Genomic DNA, 22429 nt, shown 5'->3' with positions numbered 1-22429 from the left:
TTCATACCTTACCAGACCGTCGGCATCGTCTGCCCCGTCTGGAGAAGAACCAGCCCGCTTGGATTGCCCGGGTATGGAACGACCAGGCGCCATGTGAATGGACTGCATGTGATCATCGAAATCAGAAGTCTCCGCGGATAACCGGGCGCTCCGATCCATTCGAGACCGTCAGCTTTAGCATAGACATTTTCCATGCTCGCAGCGGCATCCTGCACGGGGCGACTGGCCATCAGACCCGCGATCTCCAACTTCATTTCGGCAAGAACCTTACCGTGGCTGATCATCACGATCCCACCTTTGAGCTCGGCGATACGATTGACCGCGAGCGCCATTGCCTCGTCGCTGGTTCCCATGACCGTGATATTGTGGAGATCGTGGGAGACGGACGTAGCGATGGCACTATCGGGCGTTTTAGGACCATTGCCCGTCCAGAACATCTTGCCCAGCCGAGCCTGTCCCATGTAGCGATCTACTGTTGCAACTTTGATGATATCATGTGCGACATCGCGTTGGACGATCCCGTTCACCACAGAGAGCGTTGCAGTTTTCTGAACGGGGTCAGTGTAAAACGGGGCCTGAATAGCAGCCGTAACTTGGGTTGTTTTTCCCTTGGGTGCAAGGATTTCAAAGTCTTTTGCCGTCAGTTTTCTACCAATATGGATCGTATCGGATGCCCATGTCGGCCATGTAATTTTGGGCACTGGAAGAAGATATTTCCCATCCTGGGCTGCCAACTTTCCGTTCGCAAAAACATACTTGATCTTCACGTCCGGCACGGAAGATAGCAGGACAACGTCAGCGTACCGACCCGGTGTAATAGACCCGACAATCTGATCCAGATGACCATGCTGGGCCGGATAAAGGCTACCCATTGCGTACGACGCCTCAATGGGCGCGCCCATCTTGATTGCCAGCCGGATGTGATAATCCATGGTTCCTTGCTTCAGCGTATCCGCGACATTCCTGTCATCTGTTACAAGCGCAATATTATTCCAGTTTTTCAGTCCTTTACGCACAAAATAAGGGACGGCCCGCTCAATATTGTCATCACGGAGCTGCAAAAAGAGGCCATGCTGCAACTTGTTCCACGCTTCTTCAGGAAGTCGGGTCTCATGATCGCTGGAGAGACCCGCGCCGGCAAAGGCATTGATCGTGTCCATGTCCCATAATCCTGCACCGTGCCCATCGACGACGCCCCGATTATCGAATGTGGCCTGAATGTTTTCCCAGATCCGTTGGTGACCAGGATGAGAAGGGTTTGAAACAGCAGGCCAGTCCATCACTTCGTCCAGCCCCTGGACGCGTGGATTATCGCGAATGTTTTCAGAGATTTCCTTGTAAGCATAGTTTCCGCCACCTTGCTCGAAGGCAGAAGGAGGGGTGGCTGACCCAAGGGCAGGGAAAATTTTCAGCGGACTTCCAAGGTGTTCAGCTGTCAGCCAGAATTCAACGTTATGCGTACCACTGACATTTGCAAACTCATGAGAGCCTTCCGTGGTCCAGGTATTTCCCAGTGGGATGACAAGGGCCGCTTCCCACTCGGGCGAGAGCATTGAACTCTCAATATGCTTATGAGATTCCCCGAAACCGGGGACAGCCGGGAGCCCCTTTGCATCGAAGGTTGAAAGCGCCTGACCTTTCCACGCCCCAACTGGCCCTACCCAAGCAATTCGTTGCCCTGCAATGACGATGTCCTGTCCATCCTCCCAACTCAAAGTGTAGACGTTCAGAACCCTTGCATTGTGAATCAGAAGGTCAGCCGGGGCATGACCCAGAGCGACTGCGACCAACACCTGACGTGTTTTCACTTCATCACTGAAGGCAACAGGGTGTGCCACGCGACTTGCCGTTGGAACTGCAGATACTAATGTCTCGCCGGCGACTGCATACGGTGATGTCAGAGAGATACACGCTAGAGAACAGGCCAGCGTCTTCGCTGAGAAATTTGATGACGTTCGGAAAAACAATGGGAAAAACATCGCTTAGACATCCGGCAGCAGAAAACAGTACGGAATTCTAGCTTTGACCGTACCGGTATCATAATGTTTTTTTTGCTATTCCGGGTTACCCGCTTAGCTTGGCACTTTTTAATCCATCCGACGATCGAGACTAAGAAGTGGATACCACCCTCGGCACCCCATGCCTGATCGTTCCTACCCGCTGACATCACACTAAACCGACATGCCCAAGCACAGATCTCCTCAATGAAACCGAGGTGACGTGGCAGGCATAGAAAAGACGAGCCTGCCATTGGAAGGTCAGCCTGCGACCAATATGAGTGCGGGAGTGAACTACGCATCCCCTAGGATCTTCGCAAAAAACGTTTACACACCTTTTTCATATCAAGTGCCTATGCGCTTTCGAAAGAAGAAGCAGGACACAAAGTCCTTGCGTGCTTAAAATCCGACCTCAATGCCCACATGTACCGTACGGCCTTGCCCCCAGGAAACACGGAGGGGTGTCCCGGCGGTTGAGACAAAGTAGGCTTTATTGGCCAAATTGACCGTATTGACCTGCAAAGACGTGTCATGGCCCAACAGCCGCCCGGTGTGCCATGACGCAAAGGCATCAACCGTTGTGTAGCCTGGAAGCCAGAAGGTATTGTTCAGATCTCCCGCCCGCCGGCCAACATATCGAGCACCTGCGCCGATCCGCATGGTCGTCTGAAGCCATGGCAAAGCCGTTTCATAAGTGAGATAGCCACCACCGGTATGCTTGGCCACGTTAGCGACAAGCTTGCCTTCATCAGCAGGCGTGTCACGTAGGATACGCGCATAGGTGAAGGCATAATTGGCCAGAATGTTCCAGTGCTTGTCCAGCTTGCCTGCCACACTGGCCTCCACTCCCTTGGAACCCACCAGGCCCGCCAGACGCTGAAGCGTATTCCCTGTCTCGTCCAGCCCTGCGGACTGCTGTACGTTCTTCTTGTGGATATTATACAAAGCCACATCCGCCGTCAGGAAACGATCCTGATAGCGCGCACCCACTTCAAACTGCCGTCCCATGGTAGGCTTGTATCCCCCTTCAAGAACGCTGCCAGCATCAAGTTGGTTGGGTGTGAAAGACTGGGAATAGTCTCCATAGAAAGAGACGCGTTTTCCCAGCTGATACACCAACGCTACGAACGGCAGAGGCTTGGTGTATGATGCATCGGTTGTCTGCACGTACGGACGACGGCCTCCATATGTGATGTGGAAAAACTGATACCGCACACCGGGTGCTAAAATCAGCCCATGGCCAAGATGAATATTGTCCTTGAGGTATCCTGAAGCACTGTTGATGTGTTGCCGCCAGTCACTGTTGCTGTTGTTTATCGGGCCAACAGGCTTGAGCAGCCCATACACAGGATCAGCGGGATAGAACCCACCCTGTCGCGTCCCATCAATGAAAGCGCCTTGGTTTTGCTGGCGGTTCTCGTAGTCGGCGCCCACAACAAGGTCATGCTTTATACCCCACAGGACGTGATTTGAGATGTAATCCAGAGACGCATAGCCATTGGCACGGATGGTTCCGGTGTTGCTTCTATAACGGCGGGTCAGGATGCCCGTAGCGGCGTTGTAGGCAGACGGATCAGCCTGCCGATCATGATAGTTGTCCCGGTTCCAGCCTCCGGACAGGCGGATGCGGTCATGATCTGTCAGACGATACTCCATCGTCGTGGCCAGAAGATGCCGTTCGCCATAGGATTTGGCCCAGCTTTCATCCAACCGCTTTTCCGGACCACTGACTGCTCTTCCATTCGAAAAGACAGCACCGCGGTCTAGCGTATTGTTATATTTCGCCCATTCGTAAGACACATCTGCTGTAAAGCGAGCGTGCTCAAAACGGAGGGACGGTGACAGGAGTTTCTGCCTGTTGGAGCCAAAATTACGCCAGTAATTCTCATTCTTGTAGGATCCGACAAGCCTGAAGCTCAAACCATGGGTGAGGGGGCCACCCCCATCAAAGTGGCCATAACCGCCGCCGAGCGAAGACCATGTCGTCCCGAGATTGGCTCCCCACGTTTTCCGGGGCTGCTTTGTAATGACGTTGATGACACCCCCAGGCTCCTGCATTCCGTAGAAAAGGGACGCTGGCCCTTTCAGCACTTCCACGCGTTCTGTTGTGGCTAGATCGAAGTTCCGGCCAGTCGGCATCCGCACACCGTTGCGCAGGATCGAACCATCGTCCACGGCTCCGAAACCACGTTTCATCAGATCATCCTGTGTACCGCCAAAGTTATTGCCGATGGAAATGCCGGGCACATATTTCGCCACATCCTCCATCGTCTGAGGCGTCATGTCTTCAATGACCTGATGGGTCACAACGTTCGTCGTCTGTGTCTGCTGAAGAAAGGTTGTGGGAAGCTTGTCCGCTATGCTGCTGGATGTGGCTCCATAGGAATGTGCATCTGCATGAACACGAATATGTTCAGCCTTACCGTGCGATGTGACGGTTTTGGTCCTTTTGTAACGGTCTTCCTTGCTGCTTGATGTGGAAGAGGGCGCGTTATTGGATGAAGCCTCCGCACCAAACCCACTGAAAACAGATAATCCCGCGCATGCAAAAGCGAGTGTCCTAAGGGCAGCCATCTGATTTTTCCGCAAATGATAATTACTCTCATTTACGTTTGTTACGGAAGGTTTGTCATTGGGAGAGTTATGACAAACGATATCGGACATTTTCGTAAATGGCGGCAAAATCGGGAATTTCGCCGCCAAGGAAGGTCGAAAGAGAAGGAAGCGCTACAAAACGTGGTTGATCATGGCGTCCTTACGAGCAGGAAGGGTCTCGTTCCATCCGCCTCCAAGCGCTTTGTAGAGTGTTACAGTATTAGACATCTGCTGAAGATGGGTCGTGATCGCTCCAAGCTGAGCACTATAGAGTGTCCGCTGTGCGACAAGCGTATCGAGATAGGGGTCATAGCCCGCTTTGAAACGCGCGAGTGCAAGCTGATACTGGCGGCCCCCAGCCTGAACCAAGGCGTTCTGCGCATACAACTGCTCCAGGTAGGTGCCTCGTCCTGCTAAGGCATCAGCAACTTCCCGGAACGCAGTTTGCACCGTCTTCTCATACCGTGCGATTTCCTCCTTCTTACGAGCCTTTGCCTGGTGGAGCTCTGCTGTCAGACGCCCGGCGTCAAACAGTGGAAGAGTGATCTGAGGGGCTACATTCCAGGCACCCATCCCACTTTGGAACAGGCGAGTGATATTGTTGCTCGCCGTACCATTCGCCGCAGTGATCTGGATTTTGGGGAAAAACTCAGCACGCGCCGCTCCGATATCGTCATTTGCCGCCCGCAAAACCTGCTCTGCTGAAAGGATGTCAGGCCGACGTGCAATCATGTCTGAAGGAAGTCCTTCCGGAACATCCGGAAAAGGCACCACATCCTCGAGGGCAGCCTTATGTTCCAGATCCGCACGCACAGAAGGCACCAGAGGTGTGCCGACCAGGAGTTCAAGTTGGTTCATCGCCTGCTCGCGCTGACGCGTATAGATCTGAAGATTGGTTTCTGCGTCCCGCAGAGCAGCTTCCGCCTCGGCAACATCAAGTTGAGTTCCGGTGCCGACATCGGCTGTCTGCTTGACCAGATCATAAGTGTGACGGCGGTTCGCAAGGACGTTCTGTGTAACCAGAAGGGCCTGATTGTTAGCGACCCAGTTGAGCATTGCTGTCGAAACACTTGCAATGATGCTGAGGCGCATACTCTCACGCCCCAGCTCATCTGCAACATACCGATCAAACGACGCACGAGAGGCGGACCGGATACGTCCCCACAGATCGACCTCATAAGCCGAGACACCAAACCCCACGGCATATTGCCGCATGTAGAACGGACCATTCCCCTGTGACAGGCTCCAGATCCTGGAATTCATCTTCTGAACATTCGCTCCCGCCGTCCCATTCAGGGTTGGGAAAAGGGCGGCATTTTCAATGTCGAACTGCGCGCTCGACGCTTCGACCTGATGCTGGGCAATCTGAAGGTCCCGGTTGTTGGCCAGAGCCGTCTCGATCAGCGATTGCAGAACAGGGTCGCGATAAAATGCGCGCCAGTTCTCAAGACTGCCCCCATCCGTAGACGCTACGTCGGCCGCTTTATTGGGCCATACGATTGCCACTGGGGCTGCAGGGCGATGATAGTCCGGAATCATCGTGCAGCCGCTCAGCAGGAGCGCTAATCCAGCCGTAAGAGTTGTGGTGGAAGAACGCATCTTCACGCTCCCTTCGATCCATTCACATCATGCGGTGCAACCTGACGGCCATCTGTCAAAGCCGATGGAGGATGCATGATCAGGCGACTTCCTTCAGCCAAACCGGTTTGGATCTCAATCCGATCTCCATAATCCCGTCCAACAGTCACCTTGTGAAGACGCAGTCGGTTCCCGTCTTCGACGGTGGCCACGGACAGGCCGTCCGAATTGTAAATCAGTGATTCCGTGGGAATCAGCAGGGTCGGGGCAGGGCGGGGCAAGTCGAAATGAATGGAACCATACACACCGGAGGCAAGCTTTCCGTCACGATTATCCAGCTCGATTTCAACTGGCAGCATCCGGCTCTCACGTTCTAGCGCATGGCCGGTCCGTGTGACGGTGCCTGCAAAGCTTTCTCCCGGGTGGTCCGGTACAGTCAGGCTGACAGGTGTACCCGTCTGCACTGTACCAGCCTCCTCCTGTGGCACATGCACGCGGACACGCAGTCTATCCGTGCGAACGACCACAAACAGCGGGACTGACTGAGCACTATCAGCACTCACCAGATCGCCAACTTCCACGTTCCGTACCGTCACAACACCATCGAAAGGGGCCGTCACGGTCGTGTAGGCACGTCGTTGTGCGCTCTCTGCCAAGGCCGCATCAGCGGCCGCACGTGCGGCATTCTGGGCTTGCTGGGTAATGCGATCCGTATCGAAGTTCTGCTTGCTCACCGCGCCACCACCGACGAGGCCACCAGAGCGCCTTGCCGTAACACGGGCAAGATCCAGATTGGCGCGAGCCTGTTCGGCCGCGGCCTTGGCGCGTGCTTCCTGTCGATCTAGCTCTGGCGCATGAATAATGGCCAGAACGTCTCCCGCTTTCACACGAGTGCCAATATCAACACGTCGTTCGGCAATATACCCTGATGCCCGCGCACCAATTGCCGCCGTCTCGAAAGGAGCAGTTTCTCCAGGAAGATCAAGAGAGACAGGCTTCGTCTCTCTGTGAGCAATCATGAAGCTGACTTCTGGCGTCTGGTTCTCACGCGTGTCAGCGAGGGCGCGAACGGCGATGCCGCGTTCACTATGCGCGTAGATCCCGTAGCCGAGCAGCATGATAGCTCCGAGGCCAATCAACGGCACGATGGGCGGCCCACGGCGTTCTTCACGGACGCCGGTCGAGGATAAAACGGGTTCAGACATGACTGTATTCCTCAAGAATGCGGCTTTCTCGTTTTCTCAGGCGTGTGTAGAGCCAGGGCACAATGAAAAGCGTGGCGCACGTGCCCATCATCAGGCCGCCAATCACGGCGCGTCCGAGCGGGGCGTTCTGTTCGCCACCGTCGCCGAGCCCCAAAGACATTGGCAACATGCCGATGATCATTGCGAGCGACGTCATCAGAATGGGGCGCAGGCGTGCCTGTCCGGCAGCGACGGCGGCTTCGACGGCACTCAAGCCCTCGGAGCGTCTTTCCTTGGCGAATGTTACAAGGAGGATCGAATTGGCGCTGGCCACACCGACACTCATGATCGCCCCCATGAGGGAAGGAACCGAGAACGTTGTCCCTGTGACGAACAGCATGAACACGATCCCGCACATGGCACCTGGAAGGCCAAGAACGACCACGAACGGGTCCATGAAGGACTGGAAGTTCACGACCATCAGAAGATAGACCGCAATCGCTGCGACCATCAGGCCGATACCCAGCCGGGTAAAGGCAGAATGCATGCTCTCGATCTGCCCTTGAACGGTGATCACATTACCCGGCGAAAGCTCTCCCCGATGGCGCGCAATGACCCGATCAATGTCCCGGGCAATGCTCCCCAGGTCACGCCCCTCCGCACTCGCATCGACATCAAGCGTTGGCTGGATGTTGCTGTGTGAAATGACGTTCTGTGCCGTGCCGCGCTTGATGGTTGCGACATTGCTCAGCAGAGCCGAGGAGTGCTGTGACCCGATTGCGGAGGCAATGACTGTGTTACGAAGATCGCCCAGATTGTTGACCCGATACTGCGGCGTCTGGACCGCGAGCGGGTATTGAATGCCCGTTGCCGGATCGACCCAGAAATTCGGGGTTACGGTATTGGAGGACGCCAGTGACACCATGACGTTCCGGGCAACGTCATTAAGCGTCAGGCCGAGATCCAGAGCGCGCTCACGATCAATCGCAATCGCCAGTTCTGGGGCTGCAATCTGCTGGTGCAGATGGACGTCCACCAGGCCGGGAATGCGGGAGACTTCCTGACGGACTTCCTGCATGACCTTGCGGTTATTGGCTGCATCATAACCCGAAATGCGAATATCCACCTGCGCGGGGAGCCCGAAATTCAGGATCTGGGTCACGATATCGGCGGGCTGGAAATAGAACACGCTGTTCGGGAAGCGGCGAGCCAGTTCGGTCCGGAGTGTGCGGATATAGTCGGCGGTTGGGCGATGCCCTTCCTTTAGCTCCACCATGATCTGACCGTCATTCGGTCCCACGGTCGTGCCGTCATCGAAAGGCATGGAGTACCGGAATGGGACGCCCATATTATCGAGGACCAATGACCGTTCATGCTCAGGCACGACTTCACGGATGACGTCTTCAACCTGATCGAACAGTCGTTCCGTGCTCTCGATCCGCGTTCCTTCCGGCGCGCGGACATGGAGCTTGAATTCGCCGGCATCAATCGTGGGGAAGAAATCCTGCCCGACCTGAGTTGCGAGGAAACCGGCAGCCAGAATAGTCACACCTGCCAGCGCAGGAGCTTTCCAGCCACTTTCGATGAGGCCATGTAACTGACGGACGTAGCCATCCCGCAACCGGTTAAAGCGCCGATCAAAAGCAATGCCGAACCGGGTAATGACATCAGGAGGCAGCCCGGCATCGCGGCGTCGTATGGTCTGCCGTTCTTCAGACCGCAGAAGGATGGCTGCGAAGATTGGCACCAGCGTCCGGCTGATCGCATAGGAGGCGAGCATGGCGTACACAACAGCAAGGGCCATCGGTGTGAACAGGAAGCGGGACGGCCCGACAAGGAACTCTACCGACACAAATACGCTGGAGATGGCCAGTGTCGACACCAGTGTTGGCAGTGCGATTTCCGACGCGCCGTTAAGCACGGCCTGTCGCAGTTCTGTTCCTTCATGGCGAATACGATGGATATTTTCGATCGTTACAGTCGCATCATCCACCAGAATACCAACGGCAAGAGCCAAACCACCCAAGGTCATCAGATTCAGTGTCTGGCCAGTCCAGGACAGCACGGCAATCGAAGAGAGGATGGCCAGCGGGATGGAGACGGCAACGATAATGGTCGAACGCCAGCTTGCAAGAAACGCGAGAATCATTGCCGCTGTCAGCAGGCCAGCGATGACGGCTTCAGATGCCACTCCGGTAATTGCCGCTTTGACGAACAGGGACTGGTCAAACAGTTCCTCGATCTTCATGCCTGCCGGGGCTGCTGCACGCGTGACAGGAAGAACCTGATTACGAATGGCGTTTACAACACTCAGCGTCGAGGCATTTCCGGCCTTCATGATGGAGAGCAGTACGGAGCGGCGTCCTTCGCGGCGCACCACATTCTGCTGCACGGCCGTTCCATCACGGACCTGTGCAACATCGGCAATACGAACGATAGCGCCAGTCTTGGGGTCACGCTTGAGGGGAACATCATTCAGGCGCGCAGCGACGTCTGGCATGCCGTTCATACGCACGTCGTATTGGGTGGCGCCGAATTTCACTGTTCCGCCGGGCAGTGTCAGGTTCTCCACATTGATGGCATTGGAAACATCCAGCGGCGTCAGGCCGACACCAGCCAGTTTGGTCTCATCAATATCCACCATGACCTGACGGATCTTTCCGCCATAGGGCGGGGGCAGCATCGTGCCGGGAATAGGGGCGAGCTGCTGACGGATACGGTAAATGCCATAGTCATACAGTTCGCTTTCCGTCAGCTTCTCCGAAGAGAGGGAAAGCTGCAGAACCGGCACACTGGAGGCGCTGTACTGCATGATGATGGGCGGCTGAATGCCGGGGGGTAGCAGGGCGCGGATTGAATTTGTAGCCGAAACGGTTTGGGCGACAGCAAGATCCACGTTTACGCCGGGCTGAAAATACAGCTTTTGCAGGACCAGGCCCGGTGTCGTCTGGCTTTCGATGGTCCGCAGATTGTTGACGAAGAAGCTTTCGGAAAACTCCGTATAAGTGCTGATCCGCTTCTCGGTCTCGGCTGCATCCAGGCCGTCATAATACCAGACGACGGTGACGACCGGGATATCGATGTTTGGAAACACATCGGTAGGCGTTCTGAAGACGGCCGTGATGCCCAGCAACAGGATGAGTACCCCTGCGACAAGGAATGTGTAAGGCCGTCGTAGCGCAAAGGCGACGATCCCCATTGAATATCTCTGTTCAGATGGCTTTGGAGCACGGAACCCGCACCCCTCTTGTCCGGCACAATCCATGTGCGGACAAATCGGCAAGCTTTTCGCCATGACATGATGCCGCGCCGCGTTTGCCGTCTTCTCACCGGAAACGACGTTCTCAGGGAAGGAGCATAACCGCCGCGGAAGGCTTGGGCGGATCATGCAACTCCGCGCGTAACATCCGGTAGAGCAATCCAATCAGATGATTGCACAATCCTGCCATATCGAGCTGCGGGCGACGACATGGAATAAAGCCAACAGTCCCTAAAGCGCCATCAAAGCGGGTACATCGCCAGGATGGGTTAGAACGAAGCTTTTGAAAAGATGCCTGATTCGATCATATGCTTGCACAATCCGACCAAAGTCTCACACTACCCTTCTGGGCGGATCAGGCATGCCCCTAAATGTGCAATACCCAAACGACTGACTGAAAAAATCGGAAATTTCGCTTCATGCAGGATATTCTGTCACGGCTTCGAGACACGATCGACCGCCATTGCGTCGAACCAACGACCCGCTCGGTTGTGCCGGGCCTGCTGCTCTTTCGTGCCGATGCCCCCACGACACCAATGGATGTGGTGTACGAACCCCGCTTCTGTGTGATTGTCCAAGGGTCAAAACAGGTCATGCTGTGTGACAAGGTCTTCGATTATGATGCCAGCAAGTATCTCGTAACGGCCGTTGACCTTCCCGTTACCGGGCAGGTGACACAAGCCACGCATGAAAAGCCCTATCTGGCGCTCTGCCTGGCTCTGGACCCTGCCCAAATTGCTGATTTGCTACTCGAAATGAAGGATGCCTTTCCTACAAACGGGACGACATGCCCATCCTGCATGACGGTCAGTGCACTTACCCATGAAATCCTGGATCCAGTGACCCGCCTCGTAGGACTGTTGGAAAATCCGGAAGACATTCCCATTCTTCAGCCCGCCATCCTGCGCGAACTGCTGTATCGGTTGTTGCAGGGGCCTCAAGGCTCTGTTCTGCGGCAGATTGCCACCGCGGGGACAAATCTCTCCCAACTCAATCGGGCGATTGGCTGGATACGAACGCATTACGCAGAATCTTTCGACATTGCATCTGTTGCGAAAATTGCCGGGATGAGCCCTTCATCATTTCATCGGCATTTCCGGGCAGCCACGATGATGAGCCCCTTGCAGTACCGCACGCGTCTTCGCCTTCAGGAAGCACGCCGCAGGCTGCTCAGTGCCACGGTCGATGCCGCTGAGGCCGGATTTGCAGTCGGGTACGACAGCCCGTCCCAATTCAGTAGAGAGTACCGGCGCATGTTTGGGGTTCCTCCCGCACGGGACGCGCAACGCCTTAAATATGCGGGAGACGGAATGCTTCCAGCCTAACGAGAAGGCTTAACACATGACGGTATGAGCGTCTTGAAAGGAGTTGCCAGAAACTATTCTGGCAACCCTCTCCGTAAGGAATTACCAGCTATACCCTATGCTGGCCTGAGCATTGCGGCGCTCGCCATAGTAGCAATATTGTCCGTCCGCACCGTACGCGAAGCAGTTCGCGATATATTTCTTGTCAAAGAGATTGCGAACGCTAGCAGAGGCTTTCCAGCCGTGAAGCGAATGAGACATGTTCGCCAGATCATAGCTCACGGACGCATCGAAGAGAGCGTATTGAGGAAGCCAGACGCTGCCATATGTTGCTTCGCCACCGTAAGTTTTTGCGGAATAGCGCATACCGCCACCAAATCCGAAACCCTTCAGAGGCCCGGAGGGCATGGTGTAGAACGCGAAGAGGGAGGCATTCCCTTTCCCAGACTGGATCAACGGCTTACCTGTTGAATCATCCTTGATCTTCTGGAAACTCACTGCGGCTGTCAGCATGAGGTTACGGAACGGCTCGGCATGGGCTTCAAATTCGAAACCGTCCGAGTGAACAAGTCCGCTCTGCACACTGTACCCTGTGTTCGCGACCGAGACGAGCACGTTGCTTTGCTCGATATGGAACCCTGCCGCGGTCAGCAGGATAGATGTTCCAGGAAGCTGATATTTCAAGCCACCCTCAAGCTGCTTTCCCATAGATGGATTGGCTTGGCGAACGGTCGCACCGCCATCGTTGGAAACAGAGCCTGACTGCGGCTGAAAAGACGTCGAATAGCTGATGTAAGGTGAGAGGCCGAAGTCAAAGTGATAAAGACCGGAAGCACGCCATGTAATCTGGCTTGAACTCTGGCGGCTGTCAGAAGGTGTCAGAGACTCAACCTGATGCGAGCGATACCAGTCATTGCGAATACTTCCTGTAAGGATCAGCCGATGCCAGCGGATTTCATCCTGACCATACGCACCAATCTGATGAGAATGAGTGACATAGTTCAGATAAGGGGACAGGTCCGGAATGACCATGTGATAATCGGGATGGAGCACATCTAGATCCGGAGCATCGCCATAGGCTTCTGTATCATTGGCCTTCTGCTGCATATAGTCGAAACCAAACATCAAGGCATGCCGCAACGGGCCAGTGCGGACGCGACCTTTGACCTGGCTGTCAAACGCCAGATTATAGGTGTGTTCGTGCGTTCCATATGCAGAGCGGGACAGCATTTGCCCACTCGCACCATCATCGCTGTCGTAATAGCCATTGTTATACACGCTGCGATAGATGGTCTTGATATCATCGTAGCGGCCACGCGTGCTGAAGCTCCAGTCATCGTTGAAGCGATGATTGAAAATATAGGTAATTGCGCCCTGTTTGCGGTTGAATTTTTCTGATGGGACATCCCCATCATAGAAATTTCGGGGCAGGTAGCCATAGGACGCCCGCTTGAGCGACCCAATCAGCGGCACGCCGCCGTAAGAACCACTCTCAGGATCGTACTGGTAATTACCCAGCAGGGTGAGGGTGGTCGGGCCGTCGCCTCCAAAAGTAAAGGCCGGGCTAATGCTGAAGCGTCGGCTACCGGTTCTGCTGAGCTGGGTATGCTGCCCGTTTACTGTGCCATAAAGCCGGTAGCGGACAAGACCGTCCTTGGTCGCAAATCCGCCGACGTCAGCATCCACACGATACAGATCGAACATGCCGCCAGTTGTATTGACGTTACCATAAAACCGCTGATCCGTCGGCAGCTTGCTGGATAACGCCGTCAGACCACCCGGGCTAGACTGCCCATACAGCGCAGAAGCCGGCCCTTTAAGCAGCTCAACGCGGTCAAGCCGGAAGGTGTCCGTCTGGGCGACAGCAAAGCCGGTCGGGCTGTCCTGAAACTTCAGTCCATCCAGAAAAGTCGGCACTGTAAAACCGCGAAGATCGAAGAGATCATAGCGGGTGCCTTCACCACCCCGCGTATCCGCAGTAACGCCTGCTGCGTACCGCACGGCCTGATTCAGTGTCAGAACACCGCGTGCATCCATTTCGTCCCGGGTGATGACGGTGACGGACTGGGCGGTTTCAACAAGAGGTGTGTTTGTTTTCGTGGCGGAAGAAGCAATGGTTGAAGACTTGCGAGCATGAACCTCAACCCGTTCAATCCCTGCGCTCCGTGCTTTGGCATTGTCAGCGCTCGCTTGAGCCGGGGCAGGCGCCCCAGACTGCTGCGGATCCTTGGCTTTATTCTTTTGCTCAGCCGCGAAAGCCGTATCGCTCAAAATGAGGGAGAAAAGAACCGTGTAAACTATCCTGCTGCGCTGCATACCCAACTCATTTCGTTACCGGCTCGTGCTGGTTGCGAGGCAAAGACCGGCTTTATTGTTAAGAATGATACTTAATTGCGCTCCTAGACATCTTCGGAAACAGCTTCAAGCAGCCAGCGCGCAGTTGGCCCAAACGCAACTGAATAAGGCCCGATCACTGTAGATGGGTCACTCTCAGAGCGGAAAAGAAACGGTTTGTTACCGTTTCCTAGATGTAGAGGAGAGGAAGGGTCGAGCAATCAGGTGTGGTAACCCGATGCTTTATAGCCGCGCAGCCATAGGCGAGTTGGTTCTCAGTTCGCGCGGGGAGACACCAAAAGTTCTGTGAAACATACTGCTGAAGCTACTGGCATTATCGTAGCCTAGATCGAAGGCGACTTCGGCAATCGATTGGCCCGTCGCAATCCGTGAAGCGGCTTCCACAACCCGTACTCGTCGTCGCCATGCCGCGAAGCCCATACCCATTTGAGACTGAAAGAGGCGGGTAAAAGTGCGCCGCGCCATACCGGCTTCACGCGCCCAATGATCGATGTCGCGACCATCTCCTGGCTTGGCGATAATCGCTTCACAGACCCGCCGCATACGAGGATCGGCAGGCAGAAGCACGCGCTCTGCAAGCCGTGGTGCGCGCTCTATTTCATCGATAAGAAGCCGGGAAATCGTTGATATTCGGTTGTCCATGGCAAACTCAAAGCTCATGGCAATGATCTCGTCCATCAGGCCCCGTATCAAAGAAGATGCATCAAACATCTTGCATGGAAGCGTGCCAGCACCGGGGAAATCAGGATCAACATAGATGACCTGAAACGACAGGTCAGTGCGGCAGGTTGCTTGATGTAGCGTGTGAGCAGGAAGCCAAAGCGCTTGCCCAGGACGAAGGACGAAACTTTCCTCATGCGTAGTGACTGTCACACTCCCAGCAATGAACATGGACAACTGTGCCCGCTCATGTGTGTGGAAGCCATCTACGAAACCGCCGACATAATAATCTGCAAAACCGACAACAGGAGGTGGGTTTGCAGGTAAATCGGCAGAACGCTTCATGGTGATATGATCTGGGCCGGTCTTTGCAAGAGCATCTTTCGCAAAGACTGGCCCCGGCTCCCCTAATGCTGGACGTACGAATTGGCAGTGGCGGCAAGAATGTCCGATCAAGAACCTGCCGCCAGAACGTTAATGCATAATTGTCCATCGTCGTCAGAATTTTATCAAGAGTCGGCATGATGGCGGTTGCCCTCATGGTTGGTAATGAACATCAGAGTGACCGAAACGGGCGCATCCTGCCGATGCCAGGCCGAGCTCTCCCCGGAAAGACCAGAACGTCGGCCCTTTTGAACCGTAAAGCTGATTTGGCCCTGTTCAGTTCAAGGTATCAACGTAGTATATCTTTGGACAATAAGAATAAACTTATCGATTATATGGTTTTCTCAAGGGCTTTAGTCGTTTAATAGAAGTAATTCTGCGTTATGGGTTCCAAAGGACAACCGGCTTATGGAAACAATTTCTGTTGTTTACCAATATCAATAACTAGCATATCGACATTTTCTTTGAAGATATTAAAGATTGTCATGAATTTTCTATGTTTCTGAGGATATTTACGATGCTCAGTGCCCTTAAATAATCCCACGAGTTTTTAGCCGTCACCGCCCCGATGACTGGCGCCAGAGACGCGATCAAACTGCGGGCAAGGACATTCGCCAGACTTTCTTCATGCTGCAGAAAGGTATGGTCTGTTCCCGACTTTTTTCTGATGACCAGTGCATTAATGTAGCCCAGATGGAAACGTAAAAGCCTCCAACAAGGAAGTTTTCTCTTCCAAGACTGGCATAAAAAAGCACTGACGTAGCCACGCCCAGTCCTGCAGAAACACTAGAGTTCCGGGGAGCAAGGTGGACGACTAAATCAGCAACGCAACAGTGCGATGGCAGCCTTCCAAAAAATGCCACCTAAAGTTCCCCATAAAAGTGACGTTGACTGTTCTCAGCGTTGTATTTGTCCGCATGACGTAGTAGCGCGGACATGTGCTGTTATTATAACGCCATCCGATAGAGGTTCCTTCTAACTCTATGTCAGAATCATCTACCAACTGAAACGACGTTAGTATTGTTCTGAAATGATAAGGTATTCGGCATAATTTACGCCTTGCGACATATTTCAAGAGGCATGTTTCCGGGCATCTTATGCCTCTCGAAGAGGTCGTTGGCGCGCATTCACACTGAAGCAGCCTTGAAACTCTTGTGTGGTGCGGATTAGCGATGACCATGCTTGGCTTAGGCATACCCGGCAGGAACTATCCAGAAAGCTTTTTTAGAAAACCGAAATGTATTAGAAGCCGGAATGGAAATTGGGCGCAGCACAGCCAGTCATTTCAATGTTGCTCTTCAGAGAAACTTGGATAACTGTCAAGCAAAGTGCTAGCGCATCGTATTTTGTAAATGAATACCATTCTCATCGATTTTCATGAATATATATTAATCCATGCTCATCAGATTAATTTTTATTACTTAATTATAAACCAACTTCCAGCCAAAGAAAAACTTTTATTAAACTGAGAGAGAAAACCTGCCCGTAGTTATTACGGGCAGGGGAGTAACCTTTAGGCCGTCTTGAGAGCGACTTCCACGTCATCTGCCGGAGCAACAACGTAAGGGCCAGCAGCTTCGACCTTGATGGCAAGAAGACCAATGCCACCCGGCAGGCGTGCACCAAGCGGAAGATAGGCGTTGCCGTTCGTCCAGCGCATCGGGATGTGCTCCACGCTGTGCCAGCCGCTCAGATTTTCCTTCGTGAGGTGCGTCTTGATGTTCACCGTGACGCCACTGTCGAAGAACGAAACATCGCCAATCAACACACCCAGCATACGACGGTCGTCAACAAACGGGCCAATCGCATCAGACGGACGGCTGCTGTTCGAGACGATACGAACCGAAGACACATCGCTTGGGATCATGAACATGACGCGGTTATCGACCGTCCGGAGCGGCTGGATGCGATGACCGCGATCAGACACCAGGTGCAGGTCGCTTTCCGTGACCGTCGTAGCAGCCGGTGCCTGAACTGCGAACTGCAGCTCCTGCGCACGCTGTTCGATCTGACGGTAAACAGGCTCAACCAGATCACGGCATACGGTCAGAGCAGCAGCAGCATCGTTCTCCCAGGACTTCGCCTTTTGGCCGAACATGAAGACATTGCTCTTCTGTTCGAACGCACGACGGTTGCCCGTATCAAGATAGCTCTCGGTCAGTGCACCGTTTGCCATGATGACCGAATGATCTTCCGTCTCAATGTGGAAGTAGTCATAGGACGTGAAGGACTTGTCGTAATAGATCGAACGACCGTTGACGAGCATACGGGCCGGAATAAACTTGCCATCCAGGAAGAGGCAATGTTCAGACGTCACGAGCATGTCCTGGAAGGGAACACCCAGAGCAATCGCGTTTTCAAGGATCCGCACTGGATAGCCGGCCTCATCATCAGCCTTTTCCGGACGGACGACGCAATGTGCCTTGCCTGCCCAGGAAACCGTGCTGCTATAGGCCTGACCGTCGCGATAGGACGTGACAGTGTCGCCTAGTGCAAGATCCTGGACAGCAATATTGCCATTCGGACCTGCGATCAGGGTATCAGCGAGGAAGCACACTTCGTAGACAAGATCGCCGCTGGTGTCTGAAGCCAGCGTATAGCCCACGTTCTGGACGCCAATGATATTCAGCGTGACAGCTGAAACGTCCTTGAGCGTGAACGTGACATGGTCAGCGTCAGGATAGGTGACGGAAGCTACGTCGGCGGTTTTGACGTTCGTCAGCGTGATGCCGTCTGCGGTTCCTGCCGTCTTATCTTCCGAGAAACCGGAGATAACCGTCGTCGGGTTACCTGAACCCGTGATGGTCAGGCCGACATTCCCATTCCCCTGCAGGTCGATGGTGCCACCGGCAGTTGTCGGAATTGTCAGTGTAGCGCCCTTGGCAGCCGTGACAGTACCCGAGATCGTTGCGCCAGTTGCTGCACTGAGGCTTGCACCGCTCTGAAGGGTGGTGGTGCCAATCGTGCTACCAGACTCAGCGTAGAGGTACCCGCCGTTGCTGACGGTATTTCCTGTAGCGTTGCCCCCAGATCCAACATCCATCACGCCACCGCTGATAACGGTTGTGTTAGATGTAACTCCTGCAACCCCTAGGCCACCGCCGCTAATAACTAAGCCACTAGCTGCGCCACCTGCGCTAATGCTTACTGTGTTACTGGCGCCAATCGTACTATTGGAAAGAGAAGCTCCAGATTTGACGTCAATTATAACACCGGTGCCTAGCTTCTGATAACCACCATCGCTGACGCCACTTTCGAGAATCAGAGATCCGCTAACAAATCCGCCCGTAACAAACCACGGCGTAACATACGTATCAACGGTGCCACCATTCAGAGTAAAACCGGACATTATAGCACCGGCAGCGAAATACGCAGATCCACCAGCATTGATAGTACCGCCCGAGGCTGTACCTCCACTCTGGACGACAACCGAACCGCCAGAGTTAACGGTCTGAGCCGTCAGAGTACCGCCAGAAGAGATATATACTGAGGAATAACTCGATCCATAAAAATTTCCTGGATTTGTTCCCCCGCTGACATAGTCATCAACATATAGAACGCCGTTCGTTACGTGGCTCATAGTTTCCTCCAAGAGAATTTCGTTAACCGTACAACCACCCAGAGCGTGAGGAATTCAAACTTCTCGATGATATTTCTTTGTGACCCTGCGGAATGACAATCAGAATTTCTTTGATATCTGTAAAATTCGGTCGCTGGCGACTAGCGCAACCTGCCCCTGTAAAGGGGCGAATTAACAGGAAATGGCTCTATCCAGATTGTTTGCAGAATCTTGTCATGGAGATAGAGACACAATTTTGAGGGACGGGAATATGGATGAATTTTTCAAAGGTAAAAAAAAAGTTGACACCCGGTGAGGGGGATAGAAAAAAAACGTTAATAAATTATTTTTAAATCATATAGTTATGAAGTTTTTATAATAATTTCACGAGGGAAAATTTCTCAAATCTCGTCAATGCAAACGCCCGTTAATAATATTTTGTCACGAAGTTTGCTGCGTCTTGGCCTTGGAAAAGAGCTACTTTTCGAAAAATGACGAATGAGAAATCCCAAAAATTAGGAGTAGGAGGTCCAAGTTTGTGCCTTGCTGTCATCATCACTGAGTGCGCACCTATTCCCATTCGAGGCATAACCATGACCCGGCAGAGAGCGTAATTTTCTGTATCTGCTGACGCAGCATATGCAGCACACATACCTTGCAAGGGTCACAGACAGCTCTCAATTATTCAAAGCATATCATAATTGTTTATTATTATTCCAAATATTATATTGAACTAAAAATATGGAAATATTAAAAAACACATCAGAAACATAATAATAATGACACAAAACCTTAACTTTTCTGCTTTATTTCTTCCAACTAACAATCCGTACCAAGGCGTTACAAATAGCGTTTTTGGGAAACATTCCGATGAAAAAGACGGTTTTAATTCTGGTTGCAACAACTGCTGCCGGCGCATTCCTGGTGCCTGCGCAGGCTCAACCGCTCTCCAGTCAAGCCACGACAGACGACAAACCTGCTAAGGCCAAAGGAAAATCAAAACGAACGACGACTGCCCATGAAAACGAGAGCGAACAGGTCATCGTAACGGGAACGCGTGAATCCCACGTCAAGGCTCGCCAAAGCATCAGCCCTGTCGTCATCATCTCATCGGCGGCCCTCGCACGTTCAGCCGAGATGAACGTCGCCAATGCTCTGACGCGCATCTATCCATCCATCACAATGAGCGCCCGCGGATCGAATACCAACTCACTGGTGTCATCCATCCAGATGAGAGGGCTAGGACCGAATGAGACGCTTGTTCTGGTAGATGGAAAGCGTCGTCATAGCACTGCGAACATTGTGCAAAAGCCAGGCCCGCAGTTTGCGTCTTCCGGTGTCGATCTCAACATGCTGCCCGAAAACATGATCGATCATATCGAAATTCTCGAAGACGGCGCTGCTGCGATGTATGGCTCCGATGCGATTGCAGGTGTGGTCAATATCATAACCAAAAAGAAGGATCACGGCCTGTCGTTATCAGGACAGGGTGGAGCAAATGCATATCTTGGGAGCGGAGAGCAGTTCCAGCTCAATGCAGACGGTGGCTTCAAACTTGGTCGCGATGGCTATGTGCACCTTGGCGCGCAGATCTATCACAGCGAACATGCAGTCGCATGGGGACCGGATCACGCACTGCTTGGCTATTGGCCAGCAGGCGCCGATACAAAAAACTACTTTGTCGGTGTTAAGCCAGGCTCAGAAAAATGGAAGGGTCGCAAGACCGATTATCTGAGCACCCCTGAAGAGACGCGCGAGAATTTCGGCCTGAACTTTGGAAAGCCACTCGGGGCTGACATCGAGCTTTATGGACAGGCCACTCTGGCCTATCGCCATGCAGGCATGCGGGCCTACAAATACCCTTACGTCGTACCCGCCATGGGAATTGAAGAGTTACGTCCGATTACGGGCGATGACGAACTCGACTATGGCGTTACCCTTGGCTTGAAGGGCCATGATTTTGCTGGGTTCGACTGGAACCTTTCCACAGTTTACGGCGGCGACAACTCCCGGATCAGCATTCGTGACAACGTCAACATCGGCATGCTGACCCGAACAGGATATTCACCGTCCAAATTCTGGGACTACACACAGAAGAATGCACAATGGACCAATAATCTCGATCTGCGACGCAGTTTCACGGTTATGGGAATGCCTGTGAGCCTTGCCTTTGGTGGGGAGCATCGGCTGGATTCCTATCAAATCATCTCAGGAAATCCGGAATCGTACCTTGATGGGGGACCAGTAGAGCACGCGGGCATTCCACCCCAATCCGCAGGGACGTGGTATCGCAATGTGTACTCAGCGTATGTCGACACGACGCTACGCCCCACAAGTAAACTTTCGATCGATATCGCGGGCCGATATGAGTATTACACAGACACGAACAACACCGAAAACGGCAAGATTTCCGCCCGGTATGATGTGTCTCGTCGGTTCGCACTCCGAGGCACGATCAGCAACGGCTTTCGCGCTCCAACATTGCAGGAATCTCACTTCAGCCGTCTGAGCATTTTCGCTGGAACAGGCAGCGTCGGAGGGCAGCTCCCGGTTGAATCGGCCGCTGCACGGTCTCTCGGTGCATCGGGGTTGAAGCCTGAGCGCTCAGTGAATGCCAGCGGCGGCTTTACCATGGAGCCGGTACGCGGCCTTCACGTCGAAGCTGACGTGTACCAGATCAACCTGCGCGATCGCATTGTGCAGGGTGGAACGGTGCGCGGAGCACAGGCGCTGGATGCCATCCGTTCGTTCGGGTTCGACGTCTCACCAACAGCAACTAATGCGGCGGCTTCGTCCGCTTACTTCCTGTCCAACGGGGCCAGCACCCGTACTCAGGGGCTGGACCTGAAAGCTGACTACCTCGTTCATATGCATCAATGGGGCAATATCGCCCTGACGGCTGCGCTAAACCTCAACCGGACCCGTCTGCATCATAATGGTATTTCATCGATCGGGACCCCGCTGCTAAACGATCAGACGATTGCGTACATCACGACCGCAACCCCACGCAGCAAAATGATCCTGAATGCCCTGTGGACTGTCGGCAATTGGGACGTAAACATCCGCCAAAGCCGTTATGGTGAAACGACGGGCATGATGACGTATCAGGACTGGACACCAGCCTCAGCCACATGCCCGAAAGGTGGAGCGCTGCGTTACTCCAACAGTTGTTTCGCACAGTTCAAGAATACGCCTCGCTGGCTGACAGATCTGGAAATCGGCTATCGCGTCACGTCACACGTTCATGTCGCAGTGGGCGCGAACAATATTTTCAATGTTCGCCCTCGCAAGCTGCCTGACCAGCTGATTTCTGCAGGTGGCAGTATGTATGATCAGTTCTCGAACCAGGTACCATTCACCGGCGGATATTATTTCGGGCGGGTGAACGCGTCTTTCTGAGCATAGGAAAGTCGCGCTAAAAAATCCGACCAGATCCACGAGAGGGCACCCCAAACCCTCTCGTGGACTATTTCACGTAGATACTCCGGAACACTTGTCTCGAAACTGTCTTTTTTGATGTATTGGAAGAGGATAGTCACACGGCCTTCCTCAGT

Annotated in this window: 10 protein-coding genes; 2 read left to right on the top strand and 8 right to left on the bottom strand. The window is 53.6% G+C overall.

The genetic code is table 11. The features are described from left to right. Nucleotides 1-8: 8 nt before the first annotated feature. From KP705_RS02540 to KP705_RS02520, 5 genes are all read right to left on the bottom strand, one after another. Nucleotides 9-1838, bottom strand: coding sequence for an adenine deaminase C-terminal domain-containing protein (locus KP705_RS02540; RefSeq protein WP_308267179.1), 1830 nt, complete (start codon nt 1836-1838; stop codon nt 9-11). A 558-nt stretch (nt 1839-2396) separates the two neighbouring features. Next, the gene (locus KP705_RS02535) at nt 2397-4571 is read right to left on the bottom strand and encodes a TonB-dependent siderophore receptor (RefSeq protein ID WP_215763953.1); all 2175 of its coding nucleotides are present in this window, start codon (nt 4569-4571) and stop codon (nt 2397-2399) included. A gap of 153 nt (nt 4572-4724) precedes the next feature. Next, entirely contained in the window at nt 4725-6191 is a 1467-nt protein-coding gene (locus KP705_RS02530; RefSeq protein ID WP_215763952.1) for an efflux transporter outer membrane subunit, read from the bottom strand. Nucleotides 6192-6193: 2 nt separating this feature from the next. Continuing rightward, a complete protein-coding gene (locus tag KP705_RS02525; RefSeq protein ID WP_252348193.1) occupies nt 6194-7375 on the bottom strand; it encodes an efflux RND transporter periplasmic adaptor subunit in 1182 nt (393 codons plus the stop codon). Beyond that, a complete protein-coding gene (locus tag KP705_RS02520; protein WP_215763951.1) occupies nt 7368-10553 on the bottom strand; it encodes an efflux RND transporter permease subunit in 3186 nt (1061 codons plus the stop codon). The genes KP705_RS02525 and KP705_RS02520 overlap by 8 nt, the downstream gene beginning before the upstream one ends. 479 nt (nt 10554-11032) lie before the next feature. Here KP705_RS02520 and KP705_RS02515 point away from each other — a divergent pair, with 479 nt between their 5' ends. Beyond that, the gene (locus KP705_RS02515; RefSeq protein WP_046901778.1) at nt 11033-11938 is read left to right on the top strand and encodes an AraC family transcriptional regulator; all 906 of its coding nucleotides are present in this window, start codon (nt 11033-11035) and stop codon (nt 11936-11938) included. An 81-nt stretch (nt 11939-12019) separates the two neighbouring features. Here the strand turns inward: KP705_RS02515 and KP705_RS02510 are convergent, their stop codons facing one another. The 3 genes from KP705_RS02510 to KP705_RS02500 form a co-directional block, all read right to left on the bottom strand. Next, nucleotides 12020-14233 carry a TonB-dependent siderophore receptor gene (locus tag KP705_RS02510; protein ID WP_215763950.1) on the bottom strand — a complete coding sequence of 738 codons (2214 nt, stop codon included), beginning with the start codon at nt 14231-14233 and terminating at the stop codon, nt 12020-12022. Nucleotides 14234-14494: 261 nt separating this feature from the next. Then, on the bottom strand, nt 14495-15277 hold the full coding sequence (locus tag KP705_RS02505; RefSeq protein ID WP_215763949.1) for a helix-turn-helix domain-containing protein: 783 nt from the start codon (nt 15275-15277) through the stop codon (nt 14495-14497). A gap of 1552 nt (nt 15278-16829) precedes the next feature. Then, nucleotides 16830-18896 carry a Hint domain-containing protein gene (locus tag KP705_RS02500; RefSeq protein WP_215763948.1) on the bottom strand — a complete coding sequence of 689 codons (2067 nt, stop codon included), beginning with the start codon at nt 18894-18896 and terminating at the stop codon, nt 16830-16832. A gap of 849 nt (nt 18897-19745) precedes the next feature. Between KP705_RS02500 and KP705_RS02495 the strand changes: the two genes are divergently transcribed. Next, nucleotides 19746-22274 carry a TonB-dependent siderophore receptor gene (locus KP705_RS02495; RefSeq protein WP_046901774.1) on the top strand — a complete coding sequence of 843 codons (2529 nt, stop codon included), beginning with the start codon at nt 19746-19748 and terminating at the stop codon, nt 22272-22274. The last annotated feature ends 155 nt before the right edge of the window (nt 22275-22429 follow it).

The organism is Gluconobacter sp. P1D12_c (assembly GCF_018812105.1).
GTDB lineage: Bacteria > Pseudomonadota > Alphaproteobacteria > Acetobacterales > Acetobacteraceae > Gluconobacter > Gluconobacter oxydans_A.
This window is presented reverse-complemented; position numbering and strand designations above follow the sequence as displayed.

Bases quoted from the DNA above. Each gene is read 5' to 3' on its own strand.
- KP705_RS02505 (WP_215763949.1), bottom strand. From the start codon at position 15,277: ATGAAGCGTTCTGCCGATTTACCTGCAAACCCACCTCCTGTTGTCGGT.
- KP705_RS02535 (WP_215763953.1), bottom strand. From the start codon at position 4,571: ATGGCTGCCCTTAGGACACTCGCTTTTGCATGCGCGGGATTATCTGTT.
- KP705_RS02515 (WP_046901778.1), top strand. From the start codon at position 11,033: ATGCAGGATATTCTGTCACGGCTTCGAGACACGATCGACCGCCATTGC.
- KP705_RS02495 (WP_046901774.1), top strand. From the start codon at position 19,746: ATGAAAAAGACGGTTTTAATTCTGGTTGCAACAACTGCTGCCGGCGCA.
- KP705_RS02530 (WP_215763952.1), bottom strand. From the start codon at position 6,191: ATGCGTTCTTCCACCACAACTCTTACGGCTGGATTAGCGCTCCTGCTG.
- KP705_RS02510 (WP_215763950.1), bottom strand. From the start codon at position 14,233: ATGCAGCGCAGCAGGATAGTTTACACGGTTCTTTTCTCCCTCATTTTG.
- KP705_RS02520 (WP_215763951.1), bottom strand. From the start codon at position 10,553: ATGGGGATCGTCGCCTTTGCGCTACGACGGCCTTACACATTCCTTGTC.
- KP705_RS02500 (WP_215763948.1), bottom strand. From the start codon at position 18,896: ATGAGCCACGTAACGAACGGCGTTCTATATGTTGATGACTATGTCAGC.
- KP705_RS02525 (WP_252348193.1), bottom strand. From the start codon at position 7,375: ATGTCTGAACCCGTTTTATCCTCGACCGGCGTCCGTGAAGAACGCCGT.